Here is a 15,900-nt window from a genome sequence, read left to right as displayed (position 1 = left end):
TATCTGTTGTCATTTTCTAAATATAAGTTGTTATGGTAGGTCACAATATAATCCTGTAAAGAAAATTTGATATTGTGATTACTAATTTTTTGCTTAACATTAGCAAAACTTCATATTATCCCAGGTTAAAAGCTTATAATAAGCTTCTCCGGTAGAGCTAACACTTTGGTTAATGTTTTTTTATTTGATTGAAGCTACTTATACTTACTTAATACAACCTAATAGAATACTTGTAGTAAATACAATAACCTGTATACTTAACCAAGTATGTGTTTTTTAGCATCTATTTGTTTGCCATTTATGTTATTGTTTTTTCCTACTTCAATTATTACTAATTCATTAGATAAAATTTTCTTGGCAATTTTATTTACTTCTTCTATTGTTATTGCTTTGTAGTAAGAATTGTATTTATTAATATAACTCGGATCTAGATCGTGTAATTGTAAGCTTAACAATATCTCACTAACATTATTGTTATTTAACATAGATAAAATAAAAGAGTTGGTAATACTAGATTTTGCAATTGCAAAAGTGTCTTCATCAACTCCATACTTTTTAATGTGCTCTATAATATCTGTTAAGACGGATATACATTTTGTTACTGTGGTATTATCAGTGAATATTGTACCAAATAGCACATTACTATGATTCATGTTAGATAGTGAACTGCTACTATGGTATGTTAATCCTAACTTGTCTCTTAATTCTATCATTAATATTGAATTGAGACTTAATCCGCCTAGCATAGTATTGAACAAGTTTGATGCATGATAGTCTTTGCTGTGATATGGTACTGTGTCTGTAGCAAACATTATGACACTTTGTGGTACATCTCTCTGTACATATAATAATGTGTCTTCTCTATTAACAGTCGTATCTGGTATGGTATTTTTGTTATTACCAGATGGCAATTTGGAAAGAATATATTTATCTAGTAAATTTGATAGCTGTGTTGGATCTACATCTCCTGCTGCGCTGATAACGATTTGTTCCTTGTCAAAACTATTTTTTATATATAATGCAACGTCTTCCTGGTTGATATTATTGATTGTATTTAATGTCCCGTAAACTTTGTTAGAATATGGGTGCCCTTTGAATATAGCGTGATTCATTTCTGTTGTAGCTATAAATTCAGGAGCAGAATATAATGATTTAACATGTGCAATCTGTTCTGCTATTATTCTATTGAATATTTCTTGATCTGTGACGGTGTTGAATATGCAATCACTGAGTAAAACTAGGGCTTCTTCAAAGTTTTCTGATAAGGTTTTTAATGATATATAAAAATTGTCTAGGTCTATATCAAATTTTAAGTCTATACCTTTGCCTTCTAATTGTTGTGCAAAACTGAGAGCATAGTTGTTTTTTGATCCTTCGTTTAATATTTTTGATGTAAAGTATGCAAGTCCTTGCTTATCAAAGGCATCATAAGCGTATCCTGCTTTCTTGAATGCAAATTTTAAGGAAATTGTTGGTAGGTTATGATGTTCAACATATAGATAGTGTATTTTATTTTTAGTTGTAGCTTCTTTTATGTTAATATTGAGATCATTTGCATATGTATTGAATGAAAAGAAAATCAATATTAATGTGTAACACAATATGTTTCTCATAACTATTCTCCATTAGGTAATAAATGCCCGGTTAATCTTATATTGTTTTGAAAGATATTTTCCATAGCGGAGTTAACATCTTGGATACTTACTTTGTCTATGGTATCGTAAATATTACTGATTTCTGATAGCGGTACTCCTAGTATTAGATGCATGCCATAAAAATATGATATGAAAGTTAGTCCGTCAAATGCATAAGTTAAATGTGCTTTTACTTTATACTTTGCACTTTCTAAATATTCTGCTGAAATTCCATTTTCTAAATAATTATTTATACATTTATGAATTTCTTGTTCTACAGCTTCTGTAGAGATCCCGTTTTTAGGTATAGCTTCAATGGAAAGGTAATTATCGCTGTCAGTTAAGTAATTATAATCTGTTTTTATCGATGTAACTATTGGATTGTTAATTACCAAATCATTGTAAAGCAGGCTGAATTTACCACTACCGAGTATTTCTGCTAACATCATGTTAAGTATGTAGTTTTTATTGGTAATACCATTTGGTATTTGATACATTAAAAACAGTTCTGGGATTTCTACTGAACTGTCTTTTAATGTTAAAGTCATATTTGTTTTATGCGGTGGTTCTACCCTAACTTGACTTGAAGGTTTCTTATTATTAGATGGTATTTTCCCATAGTATTGTTTTGCAAGTGTGATTACTTCTTGTGGATCTGCATCTCCAGTTACAATTAATATAGCATTATTAGGACTATAATGTAGCTTATGAAAGGCTTCAGCAACTTCTTTGTTGTAGTTGCTAATTTCATGTTCCCATCCTACTACTGGTCTGCCATATCCATTGTAATAAAATGCATTTTCCATTTCTTCTTCTAGTATGTTTTTTGCTTGGCTTTCAACTCTCATTTTTCTTTCTTCTAAGACTACCTTTTGTTCTCTTATTAATGCTTTGTCGGTAACCTTAAAATTCTGCATTCTGTCTGATTCAATATCCATTGCAAGAGATAAATATTGTTTTGGTATTAATTCGTAGTATATAGTACAAAATTGAGATGTGCTTGCATTGAAATTTCCGCCTATATTACTAAGTGTGCTGATGAGATTAGGAAATTTTTCTGTTCCACTAAACATTAAGTGTTCAAAAAAATGTGCTAATCCAGAGTATCCTACTGGATCATCAGTTCCACCGACTTTGTATAATACCATGTGCATGACTGCTGGTGCGCGATGATTTGGAATCACGTATACTTCCATTCCATTATCTAATTTTTCATGTGTAACTTTAATGTTAAAGGATAAAGCATGATTGGCTATTGTTAAGAAAACTATGAAAAAACAAGTAAAAAATTTCATCATTACCATAACCTTGCAATAGTTTATTTGGGAGTTTATATGATTATTTAATAATATCAAGTGATAAAAAAATAAGAGTAAAGTATTTTTATTATGAAATTGTTAATAAAGGTTATGAAATTAAGGTAAATAATAATACTTTAATTAAGCATTGTTAATGTTTAATAGTATTTTTATATCAGTAATTAAATTTGATTCAAAGCTTTTAATAAAATTCTTCTATTAAAACTAAAGTTTTTTAAATTTATTTCACTTTTATATATCAGTGATAGAAAGTTGCAAGCAGTAGTTGTAGTGTTTTTGAATACTCTCTAATTGAAAAGAATCTGTTGAATAGATAAATTATTTTGCTCAATATTAATAGTTATTTTTTTTAATCAGTTTATAATGTACGGTATATGAAGTTTATTCTTTGTACTTAAAGAATACATATGAAAGAGTGATGAGTTTTACGTCAGCAGTTTCAGGATCTGTTTCTATGGCTGGATCTATAAAAAATGATACTGGCATTATAGTTTTTTGATGAGGGTATAATGTTTGTTTGGTGAAACAAAAACAAGCTACCTTATTAAAATATTTTCCTACTTTATGTGGTGTAACATTATATACAGCCATTCCTGAAGTGTCCTCATCAAGTAGATTTTCTGCGCGGTAGAAAATCAATTTTTGTTCTCCTGGTTTTACAAATACATGAGATACTTCTGGATAGAATTTCCATGGCAGTTGTTTGTGTATATCTGCATTAAATCTGACTTTAATAATAGTGTTACCTATTTTAGAATTTGATATATTACTTGTTCTTACTGTACCTCCATAACCTGTTACTTTACAAAATATACTATATAGTGGTACAGAAGCGTACACTAAACATATCATAGATAGTATTATTGCTATTAATCCATAAATAGTGTTTCTTATTCTTGGTTTCATTTTATTTGATCTTTAATTTGATTTAACATTAGACTTGCTGCTTTCTGTTCAGCTAGTTTTTTATTATTACCAGTTGCTTGTATTGTTTTGTATAGTGGGATTCTTAATTCTACTGTAAATATTGGATTGTGATCTGGTCCGGATTTATCTATGATATGATATGTAGGAGCAGGTAATCTTTTTCCTTGTATGAATTCTTGTAGTATAGTTTTTGCATCTTGAGGTGGAATATCCATATGTATTGCAGTGTGTTTCCAGAATGAATGAATGAAATTTTGTGCGGCTGTTAACCCTCCATCAAGATATATTGCACCTATTAGTGCTTCTAATGCGTTTTCTAGATTGTTGTGATTATTAGCTCCACCACAAGTTCTTTCTCCATCTGACATAATAATAAATTGTCCTAAGTTTATAGATTGTGCTACTTTTACTAACTGGTTACCGCACACTAATGCTGTTTTTTTTTTAGCAAGATTACCTTCTGTATCCTTAGGAAAAATGTTAAATAGCATTTCAGATATTACTATGTTTAGTACTGCATCTCCTAAGAATTCTAGTCTCTCATAGTTAAATTTAAGAGAATCCTTTGATATTATACTCGGATGAGTTAATGCTTCATGTAGTAGTTGAGGATTTTTAAAATGATATTTTATAGTTTTTGATATTGTTTCTATCATGTTATTTTAATTATAATAGAATGTATTGTGTTTAAATTCTGATTCTTCTATAGTAATGTTGTTTTGAATATTGTAAAACTTAATATAAATTGTAGAGTCTGGATTGATTATATTTAATCCAACAATTGTTATAGGATTTACATTAAAGACTACAGCTGCTAGTATTTGTGTTTTTTTGTCTTGTAGAGTAATTATCTTATTATTATCTACTGTGCTTATATTTGTGAAAATTATGTCTTCTATGTTTTTGATGTCAGAGCTTAATAGATTGATGATGGGATTGTTAACTATAGCATAAGAATATTCTTCTAGTTCTTTGTCATAGTAAGAAATAGTTGTACCTTGTATTATAATAGAAGCTGGAGTAGGGGCATAATAGTCCCACTTCAATAGTCCTGGTTTTTTCATTATTAACGTTCCATATTGAGCTACATTATTAGCAGAATTTGTTTGTACAAACTCTGCTTTGAAAGAATGTATAGTATTGAAATATGAAAGTGCTTCTACTTTAATTTTCTCACTTGAATATGAATGTACACTGAAAAAACATACTATAAAAAAAAATATATATACTACACTAATTTTCATATTACTGTTTTAGCTTGACTGTAACGAACATTGATATATTGTCTCTGCTTATTAGTAATGCTGCAGATTTATTTTTACGTACTTTTTTCATAACATTTTTAAAGTCTTCGAGATTGTTAATTGGTGATTGATTGATTTGTAATATAATATCACCTTTTCTTATATTTTTAGTTGAAGCATTGCTTGTATAGTCTACATTTAATATCATTACTCCTTTAACTTCTTCTTCTGTAGTATCATTAGACATGATTTGGTTATGTTTTATGTTACCTACTGTTAGCCCCAATTCATGTGATTGAACTGAATCTTTAGGAAGTTCATTTTCTGAAGGATCAGGATTTTCAAATTTTCCTATTTTGACTGATATATTTATAATACTACCATTGCGTGATACAACTAATGTCACTTCATTATTTGCTTCTGATCTTAACACTAATTGATGTAATTGTGATATTGAATTAATTTTAGTACCATTAAATTCAAGAATGATATCACCTGGAAGTAATTTTGCTTTATCTGCTGGGCTGCCTTTAACGATGTTTGTAATTAAAGCTCCACTTACTTCTTTTAATTTAAATGGTTCTACTAACTCTTCAGTAATTGGTTGCATAACTACGCCGAGCCAACCGTGCTCTACTTTTTTACCTTGAGATAATACTTTGATAATAGGAACAGCGCTGTTTGATGGTATGGCAAATCCAACTCCTATATTGCCTCCTCCTTTTTGTGTTGATAATATTGCTGTGTTAATACCAATAACTTTGCCGTCTACGTTGAATAGTGGTCCTCCAGAATTACCTTTATTAATAGCTGCATCAGTTTGTAAGAACTCTGTTGCTGTTCCAATATTAAGATCTCTTGCTCGTGCAGATATGATACCAATACTTGCAGAACCACCAAGACCAAATGGATTACCTATTGCGACTACCCAATCTCCCACCATTGCTGTGTCAGAATCTCCAAAATCTAAATAAGGAAGTTTTTCGTTAACTTCAACTTTTAATACTGCTAGGTCTGTTTGTGGATCTACTCCTAAAATTTTAGCGGGAATTGATTTATTATTACTGAATGTAATATATACCTCTTTTGCATTATGTACAACATGATAATTAGTAACAATTATGCCGGATTCATCTACTACAAACCCTGAGCCTGCACTTAATATTTCTTGAGGAACATCTTTTTTTATTTGTTTACCTTCTAATATACTACGTAACAATTCTTCAATAGTTATTAGTGGAAACTGTTCATTTGTTACATCATGTACTATACTAACATTAACAACTGCTGGTGTAGATTCTTTGATTAGTTTAGAAAAACCTGACCTAGGGTCATATTGTTCTGTGCCCTGAGCTATTAAATTACTTATAGGAATGTTTGCTAATATTAGTGTCAGTAATAATAAAAATCTTCTCATTGATTAATTACCTCTTTCCTTATTAAATAAATTAATAAAATCATTGTTAGGTGATAAAATTATCCTTGTATTTTTTCCATTGAAAGCATGTCTATATGCTTGCATTGTTCTGTAAAAACTAAAGAAATTTGGATCAACTTTTAACACATCATTGTAAATTTTTGAAGCTTTTGCTTCTCCATTCCCTCTAATGATTTGTGCTTCTTTAATTGCGTCTGCAATGATGATACGGGTTTGAAGATCTGCATCTGATTTAATACGTTGAGAAGCTTCTTCTCCTTCTGCTCTAATTTCTTTTGCTTCTTTTTCCCTGTCTGTTTGCATACGTCTGAATATAGCTGTACTATTCTCTTCTGGGAGATCTGCACGTTTAATTCTGACATCTATCATTTCTATGCCAAATTTTTCAGATTCCTTGCTAACTCCTTCTTGTATTATTGTCATAACTTCTGATCTTGCTTCATTTAAGAAGTTAATAAGTGATACATTACCTATTTTTTCACGAATGTTTGATTCAATAATAGAACTGAGTCTGTTCTTTAATCCTATTTCAGTCCTAACTGTTTGGTAAAATTTAACTGGATCTACAATTCTATATTTTGCATAAGAGTCAACAATGAACCTTTTTTGATCTGCAGCAATAACTTCTCTTGAGTCAGAACTAATGTCAATTATTCTTTTATCAACGTAAACAACTTTTTGTATGAAAGGTAGTTTAAAGTATAATCCACTATTATGTATTTGTTTAACTACACGTCCAAACTGTAAAACGATTGATTGGTGTGCTTCGTCTACAATGAATATAGAATTTAGTGATATGACTACTATTACAAGAGTTAAGAATCCTAATATAAATTTAAATGGGTTACTACTCATAAACTTACCTACTATTTTTAGGATCTGCTAGTGGAAAATAAGAAAGCATACCTTTGAGGTCATCACTTACTACCACCTTGTCATTTTTATTCAGTATTTCTTCCATGGTTTCTAGATATAGTCTATTTCTTACTGCATCTGGCTGTTGTACATATTCATTATATAGAGCAGTAAATCTTTTTGCATTACCTTCAGCTGTGTTAACTACTTCACTTTCATATGCTTCTGCATCTAACTTGATTTTTATAGCTTCACCTTTAGCTCGTGGTAGCACTTGATTACGGTATGCGTATGCTTCATTAATCAATTTCTCTTTATCCGCTCTTGCACTTTGTACATCTCTAAAAGAGCTAATAACTTTTTCTGGAGGATCAACTTTTTTAAGTTGAATTGATAAGACTTCAACTCCCATTTCGTAATGATCTAGAATATTTTGTAATAATGTTTTGGTTTCTTGTGATATTACAGCCCTTCCTTTACCTTCAATTGCAAAAGATATCGAACTTTTTCCAATGACTTCACGCATTGCACTTTCAGCTGCATTTTTCACTGTATCTCCTACTTGATTATCTCTGACTTTAAATAAGTAATTGTATGCATTATTAATACGCCAATGTACATCAAAGTTTATGTTAACTATGTTTTCATCCCCAGTTAACATTACACCTTCTCCATGATCTGAAGTACTATCTGTGTAAAGCTTTGAACCTATTTCTTCTCTATTGATTGTTTTAACTTTGAGCTTAATGATTTGCCCTATTGGTGATGGAAAATGGTAACGTAATCCAGGGCCTACAGTATTATGATATTTACCAAATAGTAATTCTACAGCTTCTTCTTCAGGTTCAACCATATAAAACCCGGAAGCCATATATAAAGATATAATGACTAAGAATGCTACTATGAATTGAATTTTTCCATAGCTATTATTTTTTTTCTTATTATGTAGAAAAGAGTTGAGTGTATTATTAAGACGATTAATAATCTTATTAATGTCATTGGAATTTTTATATCCTTTTGCTTGGTTTTCTTCTTTATTGTTGCTGTCCCAAGGATCATGATCATCAAACATATGTATGCCAACCTATTTCACTAAATGTTTTGTTCATTGTTAAAACACTCCATGCTGTTTTATATACAACAAAATATAACTATTGTTAACATTAAAATGAAAATATCTAAGTTACTACAGTTAAGTGCTGCAAAAATTAAAAAGCTTCATTGTACATGGCAATATGTTAAAACCCTATTAATAAATACTTGTATGTGTCAAAATTTATTTTTTTAATGATTAAATATAGAAAAAATTAATATTAATAACTTAAGATTTCCTAAGATAATTATTAATAGCATGCATAGATCTATTAAATTTTTAATATGGAGTTATTATGCAATAGTATAGCTTGCTCGTGTGTATTTATCATATAATATTTTTATTGAAGAACTGAAATAAAAATATTGTATTAATTAACTTTATTTATTAATCAAATAAATAATGATTATGAGTACATATTGCTAAAAATATTACAGATGATGTATTTGTAAAATAAAATCTATCAATTTTTTATCTACATTAAATATTTGATATAAACATCTAAAGTGCTAAACTATTAATAATAATTGACTTTTTAAATATTTATATGTATAGAAAAACCTAAGAACTCTGCATGACATATTAGGTGATAAAGTTTTTTAATACAATTAGTTAAGCAGTAGTTTTATACATGAATGTTGTGTTAGTATAAATCCGAATAGTTTTTTCTAAAATTATGAAAAAAACAAGAATGGTTTACTGTATAAACTAATTTTTAGGAAAAGTCTTTTATTTCTTTAATAAACATTATAGAGTGTTTTGTTGGTGTTGTTGTTTAATAAATTTATGAGGGATTAATAATGGTATATAGTGTAAGTAAGTACTTGTTGTTTTTTATATTCATAATGTTTTTTATGTTGCCTACTAATAATGCTTTTAGTAGTAGTGCAGTGCAAGGTACTACTGATGATGATACAGTTACTAAGGTAATATGTAATGTTGTTGTGTTTGTACAAAAATTAGGTCTTCCTATAATGACTGGAGTGATACTTGGTTCAAGTATTATGGCAATATTTGGTAGGTTACCATGGCCAGCTATTGTAATGTTAGTTGTGTTTACGGCAATATTCTTTGGTGCAGGTAAGTTGATATCTAAATTTGCTGGTGGTATAGATAGTGTTAAAGATGGAGGAAAGTTTGATTGTGGTAAAGTAGCAGGTACAACAGCAGGTCCTTAATTAATAATTATAATGTTATGTATTCTTTAAGAATAGTTGTGTTGATTATGTTCACTATTTTTCTGATATATAGAACTCTATTTCTGAAAATTCTTCGCGAGTTGAGTTGATTATGATGAATACATATGATTAAATTAGTAAGTCAGTTATACTATATTAATGTTAGTATCGGTAGTTTTAACATACATTTGGTTATAACTGACTTCTAATATTTTTATAACTACAAAGTAGTTGTTGTTTTAAAATAAATTAAATGCTGTAAGGTTTTAAATATGAGTTTATTAATATATACTTAATAACTTAAGCTTTTTATTAATATACTGCTTTTTAAAACCTAATATTTACATTTAGTTTAAATAGTAATTACTCCTAATTTGTTAATAATTTATTATTTTTCTTTGTTATATTCAAAATGTAACAATCATTAAGTTTGTAAAAGGATGCTTATCATTGTGATTTCTAATAGCATTGTTTAGAACACAGTGTTAAAGTTCAAGATAAAATCTTATTTAAAAACACATAGCTAATACTTAGAACTTATATTAAAAGCAAATAAGTTTTAAATATCATTTTTTATTTCAATTACAAAAAATTAAATATCACACTAAATTGTATTGCTAGTTTTAAACTAGTATTTCAAGCAAATTCTTTGTCAATCTTGATTTTGAGTAACCTGTAATAGTTTTTTCAAGTATTTTTATTAAATAAGCTTGTCTATTATAGAGTTACTATATAAGTACTAGAAATATTGCTTTTAATTATATTATTATTTTTTATTACTTTGTTTTTTGTAAGTTTGTTTCTTTATATTTGTAAGTAGTTGCGCCACTGTTGGTAGTGTTCAAAAACATCATCAATTTACATTATATTAATTATTTTATGTTCTACTTAGGGCTGTTATACAATAATTGGTTGAAAGGTATTGTGATTCTTAATATATCAATGTTGTTATTATGTTAGTGGCATGAATATTTGTTAATGAGGTTATGATGTGAGAAATGGTAAACTTTTTATATCACTATGATTGTTTTATCTGTCAGAAATTATGAGTATATTTTTAAGTTTACAGATAAGCATTAGAAGGATTAGTATACAGTAAATTCCTTGGTTATATTTTGATATAACAGGTGACACTGATATCTTCTGCATGTCTATTATAGATTGTAGTGTTTGGTTTATTATTGTGAAAATAATAGGTATATATCAGTTGCTGCAAATAAAATTGCTTTCATAATAAGTGATATGAGTTTGATCAGTGAATATTGTATTGAATCAATAGTGATAGTTGTATGTAAGCTATATTGTTGATAATGAGTGTCATACTATATAGAAGATATTTAGCATGTTTTAAAATTGCTCATTAGGACAATATGAATTACGTGTTCAGTGACGTATTTAAGTTAGTTATGAGTTTACTGAGTTTACTAAATAGAATCTGAACCAAGTATAAATATCTGATTGCTGCTTAAAGTGTGTGTAAATTTGAGTAGTTTAGGATTAATTAGGTGTAAGTTGTATGTTAAGAGCTGTTTTTGTTTTTCTAGTAATTATGGGATTTATTAGTGTTGCACCATTAACTTTTGCAAGTGGTACTGAGAAAAGTAGTAATGCTGATGCTCAAGATGAGGTAAGTAAGGTTATATGTAATGTTATAGTATTTGTACAAAAGTTAGGATTGCCAATTATGACAGGTGTAATACTTGGCTCAAGCATTATGGCAATATTTGGAAGATTACCTTGGCCAGCAATAGTAATGTTAGTTGTATTCACAGCAATATTTTTTGGTGCTGGTAAATTGGTGAGTAAGTTTGTAGCTGGAGTTAATAATACTCTAACTGCTGGGTCAGATTGTACTTCAAATACATCAATAGAAAAGAAATAGTAAGTAGTAGATATCAATAAAGTATATATTGTCCTTATAAAATCGTAAATTTGTTATAGGAGATAAATCTTATGTTAAAAATAATTGTTATGTTTTTTACCATTGTTGGGTTTATTAGTGTTACACCATTGGCTTTTGCAAATAGCAGCAGTGATACTACTGGTGCTCAAGATGAAGTAAGTAAGGTTATATGTAATGTTATATTGTTTGTACAAAAATTAGGTTTACCAATTATGACTGGTGTAATACTTGGCTCAAGTATTATGGCAATATTTGGAAAATTACCTTGGCCAGCAATAGTAATGTTAGTTGTATTTACAGCGATATTTTTTGGAGCTGGTAAATTGGTAAGTAAGTTTGTAGCTGGGGTTAATAACAATTTAACCAGTGGATCAGATTGTACTTCAGGTTCAACTCCAGAGAAAGCAAAATGAAATTATGTGTATTAGTCTTGAATAAATTTGTTAGTGGTGTGAATTTTATAATTATGTATTGTATAGTACTTTAATATATGCAGCTGCTAGTGGTACATATAATAGTAGATAGAATAATGCTAATTCTGTGTATTAATAGATAAAATTGTATTTGTATAAAAGTTAGTATTACAAATTCTGGAAGGTGTAGTATTATTGATTCAAATATTAAGCAATATTATAGAGGTTACCTTAGCAGCATATGAGTTATAGTTGTAGTCATTTTTTGTTCTTGTGAAATAACAAGGAAGTTCTCTTTTAAGAGATGTACAATAGGGTTTGATTGTTGATATCACAACGGAGACCTGGATGATTGAAATTTTACTTTATCAATAGGAGATAAATATTGGTATATAACTTGACTTTATATATACTATAGCTTTAGTTGCTATAGTATATAATTATTGATTTTATGTTTTTGATGTTCATTTTAGTGCAATAAGTGTTTCTTAATTTAAGTTTGTAAGTTTTTCTGTATTTAATATACTATATCTTTCTTATGCTTTTAATGTAATATGGCCTGCTACTGATGTTCATAGTTCTTGTTGTGTAAAAAATAAATGTAGGATTATTGATTTTTATACTATAAATTTCATGTGAGTTATCCGTTAGTGATCAATTTAATTTTAGCATAAAGGAAAATTTAATTTTATATTTAGATAATGATTAAACAGATATTATCTTTATATAGAGTTAGTTTTACTGATGGGTGTTTGTTAAATATTATAGGTTTGAAAAGGGTTTCCTATATGTCTTTTATTAAAGAAATGATTGGACGTTCTTCTGATATGCATGGTTTTTCTGTGAATGGGCGAGATGGTACCTATAATAAAGGAGATTTTGTTCCTTCAGCTTGTCATTATGATGAGAATACAATATTGAATAAGAATGGGGAGCTTGTACAAGTAATAAAAGTAGAAGATTATGTACTGACACATCATATTAACGAAAAAGATTTAAGAGCAGCAGTACGTAATAGTATAGTTAATAGTGTTAAGGTGCCTGAAGTTTCTTTTTGGATATATACGGTAAGGAAACAACACAATTTTGATTTGTTACAGTGTAAAACAAATGATGTTTCCGATGTTTTAAGTAGTGCTCATGTTGATAATATAAGTAAACGTGTGACATATATTAATGAGTTGTATATAGCAATTGTTACTAATCATTTGCCTGAAAGTATGAAGGGTGTATTTGGTGCGTTATCGTTTTCTTATATAAAGAATAAACATGAAGATTTTTTGAAAAATAAGGTAATTAGATTAAATAAAATTACCGCAAGTATCTTAGAGAGTTTAAAAAAGTTTGAGGCAAAAAAACTAGGATTAGTAGTAGTTGATGAAGAAAAGGTGAGATCAGAATTAATAGAGTTCTTCTATTATTTAACTGTGATGCGTCATAAGGAATGTTTACTTGATGTTGCAGATATTTCTAGTATATGTAGTAACCATGACATCAATATGGGATTTAATACATTTAAAGTTTCGTGTGATGATGTTCAGAAATTTGGAGCAATATTAGCAATTAAAGACTATCAAGAATCTCCGTTAGATGCAGTAGATGAATGCCTTCAGCAAGATTATGAATTTATAATAGTTGAAATCATCAAGTTTGTAAAAAGTAAAAATGCATTAAAGCTTTTTCAGAAGCAAGCTACATTTTTAGAGTTTAGTAATGATTTGCAATTAAAAAAACTATCTAATATAGATGATTTTGTATCAGTTGATGCAAATTCTTATTTGAATTTCTGTGAAAGGAAGATAAATTTTGTGATAATGTCAAATACTTTGTCACAGCTTCGTGGTAATATAAATAAAACTGTTAGCTCATTGGCTGCACTTGGTATTGTTTGTGTAAGGTGTGATTTAACTATGGAAGATGATTTTTGGTCACACCTGCCTGGGAATTTTGCTTATATTTTAAATTTTAAGTGTACTTTACTAAAATATGCTTGTGCGTTTTCTTTGTTACACTATTTCCCCTCAGGTGCACTGCAGGGTAATAAGTGGGGACAGGCGGTTACTATGTTCTTTTCGAATAAGGGCAGGCCTTATTTCTTTAATTTTCATGTTATGGATAAAGGAAATACTTTGATGGTTGGTAGCCCACAATCTTCAGTTACTATGTTATTGAACTTTTTATTGTCAGAATCTAGGAAATTAAATACGAGAATTATCTCATTGGATTACACTGGTAAATCTATTATTTTTATTAAAGCTATAGGTGGTAAATATTATAGGGCAGATCATAGACGTGACTATCAGGAAATGTCATTTAATTTCTTTCAACTTGAAGATAATGACCTGAGTCGTAAAATAGTTACTGGTGTTTTACAAAGAATGTTAAATGTTAAGAATATTACTGAAGAAATGAAGAGTTCAATAAATCAAGTAGTAGATCACATTTTTACTTTACCAATTGAATCTAGGACTATAAGCAATATTGCTGATCATATAAGTGGATTGGGTAAGAATGTTAATCAATGGGTAAATAATGGAGAGTTTGCACATTTGTTGAAAGAAGATTCTAACATTGATTGGAAAGCAAAAGTATTAGGCTTAAATGTTGGTATTGTATTTTCTAAGCCCCAGTGTGCTTCTGTAATTATTTATTATTTTTTGAATATGTTAATTAATTATCTTGATGGATCTCCTACTATTTTAGTAATAGATGAAGCATGGATTTTAGATTACATTTTTGTAAATGATAAGGAATTTGATGAGTGGATTGATACAATGAATAAGCTAAATGTTGTCATTGTATTTACTGGTGAAAATATTCCTGCTATTGTTTCTAGCAATATTATTTATAAATTTAATCAGTATGTTGAAACGCAAATTTTTATGCCGAATTCAGTGTCAACTAGTAAAATGTACATGAAAGCATTTAACTTATCAAAGTCAGAATGTAATACTATGTTTCAAATGCCATCTCAAGGAGGATATTTTTTTATAAAGCAAGATAGTGCTTCAGTAGTGTTATCTTTTAACTTACCAAATATACCAGAAACTAATATTCTTGTTGCTAATAAAAATACAATTCGATATATGTATGAATCCATTAATAGCCATGGAGATGATGTCAAAGAATGGTTACCTACATTCTATAAGAAGTGTAGTGCTTAGTGATTTACTTTGCTTATTTATAAGATTTTAATGAAGTTTGTATTTCTTGTTGTATATTATAAAGCAGCTACAAATATTGAAGAGATAGGATATGTGATTATATTCATTCATTGTAAATACTGTATATGAAGCCTGTGATAGATATGTATTTGTGTATTGTAAAGAATATAATATTGGTGAAAATAGCTAAAGTTTGGAAAATTATCCTGTATAAAAGTACAAATATTAGCAAGTTATATTACATTAGTAGCTAATGTCATCTAAAACACTGTTTTATATAAAAGATTTGAAAGTCTTAGTTATGTAAAATTTATTCTCTTTTGAATTGATGTTTGTAAAGAAGTGCAGATTTAAAAATTTAACAGCAAGGTTATCGAAGTATAATACTGTTAATCACTGATGATGATATTGTAACTATAATGATAGCACACATATTATTCTACTATTCAACGTCTTAATTAGTATATTTTGTATACAGATGACAATAATTATACTGTAGTTCTGTTTAGTTACGTATTAAGCAAGAAATTTCATAAAATAGTGTTAAATTTTTATTTAATAATTGCTGATAAATCATTATTTGTTATGTTATATCAGTAGACCTGTTATAATATGGTAGCATATACACGAAGAGAATTGTATAGTGAAGTTGTACTTTTTCAAATGTAATTAATTTATGGTTTTATAGGAAAATCTTGTTTTAATGTAAATAAATTATGATATATCTGATAA

General features: G+C 28.5%; 12 protein-coding genes. 4 read left to right on the top strand and 8 right to left on the bottom strand.

The window, feature by feature from the left end; translation table 11 throughout:
* Nucleotides 1–257: 257 nt before the first annotated feature.
* The 8 genes from ECAJ_RS04365 to hflK form a co-directional block, all read right to left on the bottom strand.
* Nucleotides 258–1,613, bottom strand: coding sequence for a M16 family metallopeptidase (locus ECAJ_RS04365; protein ID WP_011304958.1), 1,356 nt, complete (start codon nt 1,611–1,613; stop codon nt 258–260).
* A gap of 2 nt (nt 1,614–1,615) precedes the next feature.
* Nucleotides 1,616–2,932 carry a M16 family metallopeptidase gene (locus ECAJ_RS04360; RefSeq protein ID WP_011304957.1) on the bottom strand — a complete coding sequence of 439 codons (1,317 nt, stop codon included), beginning with the start codon at nt 2,930–2,932 and terminating at the stop codon, nt 1,616–1,618.
* 402 nt (nt 2,933–3,334) lie between these two features.
* Nucleotides 3,335–3,859: a cytochrome c oxidase assembly protein gene (locus ECAJ_RS04355; RefSeq protein WP_011304956.1), complete on the bottom strand. Its 525-nt coding sequence runs from the start codon at nt 3,857–3,859 to the stop codon at nt 3,335–3,337.
* Entirely contained in the window at nt 3,856–4,536 is a 681-nt protein-coding gene (rnc, locus tag ECAJ_RS04350; protein ID WP_011304955.1) for a ribonuclease III, read from the bottom strand. The genes ECAJ_RS04355 and rnc overlap by 4 nt, the downstream gene beginning before the upstream one ends.
* Before the next feature lie 6 nt (nt 4,537–4,542).
* The gene (locus ECAJ_RS04345; protein WP_011304954.1) at nt 4,543–5,124 is read right to left on the bottom strand and encodes a LolA family protein; all 582 of its coding nucleotides are present in this window, start codon (nt 5,122–5,124) and stop codon (nt 4,543–4,545) included.
* Between the two features lies 1 nt (nt 5,125).
* Nucleotides 5,126–6,541 carry a Do family serine endopeptidase gene (locus tag ECAJ_RS04340; RefSeq protein ID WP_011304953.1) on the bottom strand — a complete coding sequence of 472 codons (1,416 nt, stop codon included), beginning with the start codon at nt 6,539–6,541 and terminating at the stop codon, nt 5,126–5,128.
* A 3-nt stretch (nt 6,542–6,544) separates the two neighbouring features.
* Nucleotides 6,545–7,417 (bottom strand): protease modulator HflC, encoded by an 873-nt coding sequence (gene hflC / locus ECAJ_RS04335; RefSeq protein ID WP_011304952.1) that lies wholly within the window; start codon nt 7,415–7,417, stop codon nt 6,545–6,547.
* 4 nt (nt 7,418–7,421) lie between these two features.
* Nucleotides 7,422–8,489 (bottom strand): FtsH protease activity modulator HflK, encoded by a 1,068-nt coding sequence (gene hflK, locus ECAJ_RS04330; protein ID WP_011304951.1) that lies wholly within the window; start codon nt 8,487–8,489, stop codon nt 7,422–7,424.
* A gap of 821 nt (nt 8,490–9,310) precedes the next feature.
* Here hflK and ECAJ_RS04325 point away from each other — a divergent pair.
* The 4 genes from ECAJ_RS04325 to ECAJ_RS04310 all read left to right on the top strand — a co-directional run bounded on the left by ECAJ_RS04325 (nt 9,311) and on the right by ECAJ_RS04310 (nt 15,168).
* Entirely contained in the window at nt 9,311–9,688 is a 378-nt protein-coding gene (locus ECAJ_RS04325) for a TrbC/VirB2 family protein (RefSeq protein WP_011304950.1), read from the top strand.
* A gap of 1,516 nt (nt 9,689–11,204) precedes the next feature.
* Entirely contained in the window at nt 11,205–11,570 is a 366-nt protein-coding gene (locus ECAJ_RS04320) for a TrbC/VirB2 family protein (RefSeq protein WP_011304949.1), read from the top strand.
* Between the two features lie 71 nt (nt 11,571–11,641).
* The gene (locus ECAJ_RS04315; RefSeq protein WP_011304948.1) at nt 11,642–12,004 is read left to right on the top strand and encodes a TrbC/VirB2 family protein; all 363 of its coding nucleotides are present in this window, start codon (nt 11,642–11,644) and stop codon (nt 12,002–12,004) included.
* A gap of 788 nt (nt 12,005–12,792) precedes the next feature.
* Nucleotides 12,793–15,168: a hypothetical protein gene (locus tag ECAJ_RS04310; protein WP_011304947.1), complete on the top strand. Its 2,376-nt coding sequence runs from the start codon at nt 12,793–12,795 to the stop codon at nt 15,166–15,168.
* The last annotated feature ends 732 nt before the right edge of the window (nt 15,169–15,900 follow it).

The organism is Ehrlichia canis str. Jake, assembly GCF_000012565.1.
Classification (GTDB): domain Bacteria; phylum Pseudomonadota; class Alphaproteobacteria; order Rickettsiales; family Anaplasmataceae; genus Ehrlichia; species Ehrlichia canis.
Note: the sequence above shows the minus strand (reverse complement) of the source record. Positions and strands in the feature narration are given on the sequence as shown.